We start from the raw sequence: 552 nt of genomic DNA, 5'->3' as shown, positions 1-552 counted from the left end.
TGGACAAAAACAGTTTTGTTGGGCATGTTTTTTGTTTGTTTAGTTTTGAGTGAATACAAGTAGGGCGGATGTTCACTTATGGACCCTGCTAGTTTCTACTATATATAGGGAGGAATACCCAAGTTCGGCTGAAGGGATCGGTCTTGAAAACCGACAGGCGGGTAACACCGCGCGGGGGTTCGAATCCCTCTTCCTCCTCCATATTATTTGTTTTTAAGATTGCTTTTTTCTATTATCGCGGGGTGGAGCACGTTCGAATAAGCTTCTTCGAATGTTCTACAGCGCAACGATTGAGCCACTACTTGAATATGCTTACTGAAATCGGGGCGGTCAAGTATCTTAGATCATGGGCAAAACATTATATTTTCTATTATCGCGGGGTGGAGCAGTCCGGTAGCTCGTCGGGCTCATAACCCGAAGGTCACAGGTTCAAATCCTGCCCCCGCAATCAGGTCCGCTAATCGCGCATGTTACTAGATAATTATTGGGTTTATAGCCAAGCGGTAAGCAACGTACTTTGACTCCGTCCTACCTTGGTTCGGAATTTTGTTA

General features: G+C 45.3%; 2 tRNA genes. Both read left to right on the top strand.

What is annotated here, in order from left to right:
- Positions 1 to 108 precede the first annotated feature (108 nt).
- Positions 109 to 201 (top strand) — tRNA-Ser (locus JN080_RS29020).
- A 173-nt stretch (positions 202 to 374) separates the two neighbouring features.
- Positions 375 to 448, top strand: a tRNA-Met gene (locus JN080_RS29015).
- Positions 449 to 552: the final 104 nt, after the last annotated feature.

Source organism: Bacillus sp. EB600, from assembly GCF_024494385.1.
Classification (GTDB): Bacteria; Bacillota; Bacilli; order Bacillales; family Cytobacillaceae; genus JAEVLT01.
The sequence above is the reverse complement of the archived record's forward strand: the minus strand, read 5'-3'. Positions and strand labels throughout refer to the sequence as shown.